Here is a 5,324-nt window from a genome sequence, read left to right on the forward strand (position 1 = left end):
AATCTCTCTCTAAATTCACCATAATTTCTACTCAGCTCCTTCTGAGTAAATTTGTGCTTAGTCTAAACTCCAGTTACATCTCTGATGGAGTGTTCATAATTATTTTGGGCTAGGGAAACGGCATTGCCGTGTCCGACCTTGCCGTGTTGTCTATGGTTATATCCGATCGCACTCACAGAGCAATTTCATCATCGAATCCGGTTGATTTTACCCGTTATATCAATTCCGCGCTTCATCGTCCTGGTAGAATCGAGAAGGGCAGTGAACTGTCAACCATCATTCTGTTTTTCGACTGACACTCAACAGTGAACAGTCAACAGTTATTCCGGTGCAACCGGAATTGATATCACTTATTTCTCAGCAAGAATCCCGTAAATTTCCCGTTTAACTTGTTCTAAAAGCTCGCGCACCCGATTGATTCGCTCAACATTGCCACTGCGAGCAACTTGCATCACAGCACCAGCTAATTCTGTTGTCACATTCCGCAACTCAATAAACTCTTGGGGCTTACCCATCATTACGGTTTTGAAGGCATCCCAAGGAGAGCCTGAAGTTTCCTGTTGGGTACGCTCAGCCAAGAGTTGTCTGCCCTCATCCGTAATCGTGTAAATCTTCTTACCGCCTTCCTGTGTGCTGCTTAGATAACCACCGTCCTCCAGCATCTGGAGTGTTGGATATACTGAGCCGGGACTGAGGCGACGGAAACCGCTATTGTGGGTTTCCATTTTTTTGATCAGGTCGTAACCATGAGCAGGGTGTTCGGATAACAATTCCAGCAGGATGAACTTGATGTCACCCCGACGAGTCCGGTGTTCATCTCCCCACCCGCGACCAAATACTTCATCGCCAAAGTGCTTGCCGTGATGTCCGCGATGAGGCGTGCGATCCTTGCCATGCTCGAACCAATGACTGATAAGCGATAGATCCTCTTCACTGACTCCTGCGGATACAAGCGCCGGAAAGTGGAAACGAAAGCGTCTAAACATATGTGAATCCAAAATCAACTTTCTCTAATATACGACATATCGCGATATATCGGTATTCTTCAAAATTAAGATTTGTAAAGATATGCTGTGCTTCTGTTTTAATGTGCTTCCCCTGCACTAGATGGCACCGCTACGAGTCAGGCTGCGGATTTGGGCCTTAAATACGGCAAATCCGATCGCGGCGATCGTCAAAAACCCTCCGACGATCGCATAGACTGCACCCAAGCCTACTGCCTTTGTCAACGGCCCAGTCACGATCGGAGATAAAAATTGTCCCAGAAACATCGCCGTAGACAAACCTCCCAGCGCACGTCCTCTCACCGCTTCCGGCACAGCGGCACTCAGCCAAACCGTCATGTTAGGGATCAAAATTCCTAGTCCCATCCCGGAAATAGCCAACCCAGTCAATACCTGCGCCCAGTTGGCGGATTGACCGATTAACAGATAGCCGATGCCCATCAACCCAAAAATTAAGGGCAGAAACGTGACAAACTCCATGCGCTGTTTGAATTTGGCATAGGTGAGGGATGCGATCGCACTAAATAGCGTACAAATTGCGATCGCCATCCCACTTTGTGAGGGGGAAGCCTGCACCAAAGTTTCCAAGAAAAAGGGCAATTGAACGGGAATCATATAAAAGGCAACTTGACTCAGCGTCGTCAACCCGTAAACAATCCCCAGAACCCCTACAGGCATCGACTTCGGCGGTGCCTCTGCGGTAGGCGCTTCTACTCCTGGGATACTAGCATCAGTCCGATTTGGTTCTAAAATAAACACCAGGATAAGCGGCACAATCAACCAGGCAAATAGGTAAATCACAAATGGATAGCGCCAGTTTTGCTGTGCCAGTATTCCCCCAAATGTCAGAAACAGCACGCCGCCCAAACCCATAAATCCCGCTTGCAATCCCATAAATGCCGCACGGGCGGGGCCCCTATAGTAGTCGGCAATTAAGGTGGTGGCTGTCACCATCACGCCTGCTACTGCGAAACCCAGAACCGCACGGCCCGCCAGAATTGCCGTCAAGCTATCCAAAAAGAGTCCCGAACTGCCTGCTAACCCGTATAACAGGGTGGCGATCAGTAACAAGGGTTTGCGGCCAAAGCGATCGACAATTAACCCCGCAATGGGCGAACCTATCACAATAAATAGGGCGGGCAGGGTGATGATTAGTTTAACTAAAGTGGTGCGAGTATCGACATCGGCGATCGCGCTTTCAAAATATTGTTTCATCGCCGGCAGTGCGGGAGAAACCGTCGCACCTGCCATCACAGTGAGACTGCTGGCCAACAACAGCGTCATTTTGGTTGCCCAAGATTGTGGATTTTGCTGTGGATGCGATCGCGGATTTGACGGTGAATGTGACATCAGCTTTACTCGCTATTTCTCATCTCAATCTATCTCAAAATCTCACTGCTGTTAACTTCATCCCCCATCTGTACTGTATCCAGCCGAATTTAGGCTAAATTTGCATAAAAATCAAAATTTTTCATAATACCTTGTACTAAGACTTATAAACGTCAGTATCAATAGACTTCTCCGGAATCATTGTTGACTGATGACTGTTGACTGTTGACTGATGACTAATGACTGTAGAAGGATGGGTCAAAACAATTAAAATTGCGCGAATTATTTGTTAGCAGCTTGATTCGACTTTTCCCCTCCTGTCCGCTCGTTTCCAGGCTCTGCCTAGTAACGCATATCCAGAGGCTCTGCCTCGCTCCTTCAAACAAATCATCCGACTCAAAAATCAATCAAATCAACTGGCAACAATCCATCCTGACCCATATAATTTCGATAACTAGAATATCTCCAACAAGCCGGATCGTCAACATAGCCGCGCCTAACAGGATTATTGTGGATATACTCCAATTTTTGCAACAGCATTGCTTCATCCAAAATAGCTTGCGGGTGGAACCCTTCTTGCCATAGCTGATATTTTTGGTCTTTTTTGTGTAGCTTTTTATAGAATGCGAGTTGATCGAGGATGTTGGTAACTTGATTTTTTTCAAGCAAGTCAATTATGGAGCGAGCTGTAAATGATTTAAAATTTCTCATTTGCGTTGACAATTCAGAAGAAGTTACGATTAAGTGCAAGTGATTTTCCACGTTTCACGTAACCGTTTAAGGCTAAACGCTTCTCCCGTTGCATAAAACTTAAGGAATCTAAGACTATTTGTGCTATTTTTGCTTGACAGAAGACAGAATACAGGAATCCAGTTGATAATTGTAGAGGTGACAAAGTGCGGTTGGTTGTCGGAATATATTACTTTGTATCTACTTCTTCCCATTGGGGCGATTGAGGGTTTGTTAGTAGGTTAGGGAGAGGCGGAGCCTCTGGATATGCGTTACCAGGCAGAGCCTGGGAACGAGAGATGTGCTGTTTAAATTATCACACGATCGCAATAATGGTGTCAATATAAAAATATTAATACTCATCTACAAACTGAGGATGAACCCACAGAAATTCGCGGCGTCTGTTCTGCACCCGCACCAAGCCACCCAAACCAGGATCTTCTTTTTTTAGCTGCGCGTGTAATTGTCGCAAAATCGAGCCTTGCGCGCGGATGGCTGCTTCGCCCTGTTGCCAATCAGGGGCATCAGTTTCGGTTGACAAATTAGTCGCTAAATCGCTTCCTTTCAAGGTAGACTCGATGCTTTTTTGTCCTAAATCGAGTTCCTCTTCAATGCCTTTGTAGGTGGCTTCATCTAGCATTAGCTTGGTTGCCGAGGCTGCGACAGGTAAGACTAGACTCAGAGTTCCGGTCAAAATTTTGAGATAGGGGGCTGCTTTGGTAAACCATTCGCGCGGCACTTCCAATTCATAAACTCCCTTCTTTTTGTCGTCAGGATTTAAGGCGGGAAGCGGTTGACGAGAGTGTTCGCACCAGAGGGTAATTTGCAATTTTGTACTTATCCATTTTGGGCGATCGAAAAACTTTGGATCGACGGGCTTGAAACTGAACAGGCGCGGGCCATCTTTCGCTTCATCGGTGAGCATTTGCATTAGCGACGCAAATTCCTCATCGACTTTGCTGAGAATCTTGCGCTGATCTTGAGACAATGACTGAAAGCGTTCTTCACCTCGACGATCGAAAATTACTAAATCTTCGCGGATGATTTTTAGCTCGTCTTTGAACATATTTCGGAACTGCTGAATCCCGATTTCTTGCGATGGGGGTTGAGTAGTCGGCGCGTTATTTAGCAGACTATCGATGTTTTGCCATTTACCACAGAGTGAACAGGGATACTCTGGACGATTTTCCTTTTTACTCTCAATTAATTGCTTTACCTCAAATAGCCCGTTTCCCGGCAAATTTTTACCACAAGGTGTAATGCAGGGAACCATCACATTACATCGCAATCCTTCCCAGAAATTCTCGACGAGCCATTTAATCTCTTCCGTGAGATAAGACAAAAACCGTTCTGGATAAGCTGCCCGCACGGTAATTTTTACATCAGTGTCAACATATTCCAGCAAGGCCCGACCGTTGTAGTCGTTGTCAAGCATCAAACCCCGTTGCCAATGGATACTTTGTTCGTAATTGCAGCGCCCCAGTGAGTATTTGTGCAAGCGCACAATCAACTGGTAAAACAATCCTTCTGCTACTGCAAGTTGTGCTCGATCGTCCACAATCCGGCATATTTGCACTTGTTGTCTGTCTCCCGCTTCTGGTTGCTCTCCCCAATTAGGCAATTCCGGGCGTGTATCGCGTACAAGTTGAGCAATCAAACTGGTATTACTGGGTTTAGCGGGGTCGAGCACCACGCGGTAGGATAAATCGAAGCGTTCCATCAGCTTGAGAAAGATGGGATGTAGTTCTTGCGGGTAGCCGTCCTCGCCTGGAAACGGGGGATTGCTCCATAATTTGCCCAGATGCTCAAAATCTACTAAACCGTTGCGGCGGCGGGTTGTTTCATCATCGAGTACGAAGCTGATTGCCTTTGCTAGCCAGTCGGGTTTGAGGATGACGATATCCCGCAGTATTGGATCGTAATGGTAATGGATGATATGCCCCAAGGTATGGGAAATGCGAAGGAAAAGTTCTGCTTGTTCTTTATCGATTCCGTGTCGATCACAGATGGCAAGGACATCATTGTAGGGGAGATAGGCTTTGTCCTTTGTCTGTAAGATTTCCCGCACTTGCTGCCACTTGGCGGGAACGGAACGTCCCATTTCCGGAAGAGATGCGGCGACACTAGCAATCTTTGCTTTTAATTCTGCCAGCCCGGTGCAGGAGTTCTGAAGGTCAGGTTTGCTGTTGGAGTTTAGACTAAGCAGGTCAAAAAGTGCGCTCGCCCAAAGACCGGCAAACGTCCATACTCCAACGGCAACGG

Annotated in this window: 4 protein-coding genes; all 4 read right to left on the reverse strand. The window is 46.7% G+C overall.

Going from position 1 to position 5,324, the window contains the following annotated elements; genetic code table 11:
• Window positions 1-350: 350 nt before the first annotated feature.
• On the reverse strand, window positions 351-986 hold the full coding sequence (locus tag QUA13_RS31220) for a PadR family transcriptional regulator (protein ID WP_333204812.1): 636 nt from the start codon (window positions 984-986) through the stop codon (window positions 351-353).
• 117 nt (window positions 987-1,103) lie between these two features.
• The gene (locus tag QUA13_RS31225) at window positions 1,104-2,354 is read right to left on the reverse strand and encodes an MFS transporter (RefSeq protein WP_333204814.1); all 1,251 of its coding nucleotides are present in this window, start codon (window positions 2,352-2,354) and stop codon (window positions 1,104-1,106) included.
• Window positions 2,355-2,729: 375 nt separating this feature from the next.
• Complete coding sequence (locus QUA13_RS31230; protein ID WP_333204816.1) at window positions 2,730-3,044, reverse strand: hypothetical protein; 315 nt, start codon at window positions 3,042-3,044, stop codon at window positions 2,730-2,732.
• Between the two features lie 370 nt (window positions 3,045-3,414).
• Window positions 3,415-5,324 (reverse strand): COR domain-containing protein (locus QUA13_RS31235; protein ID WP_333204818.1); only part of this gene is annotated, 1,910 nt, incomplete at its 5' end.

This window comes from Microcoleus sp. S28C3 (assembly GCF_036700785.1).
Lineage (GTDB): Bacteria > Cyanobacteriota > Cyanobacteriia > Cyanobacteriales > Microcoleaceae > Microcoleus > Microcoleus asticus.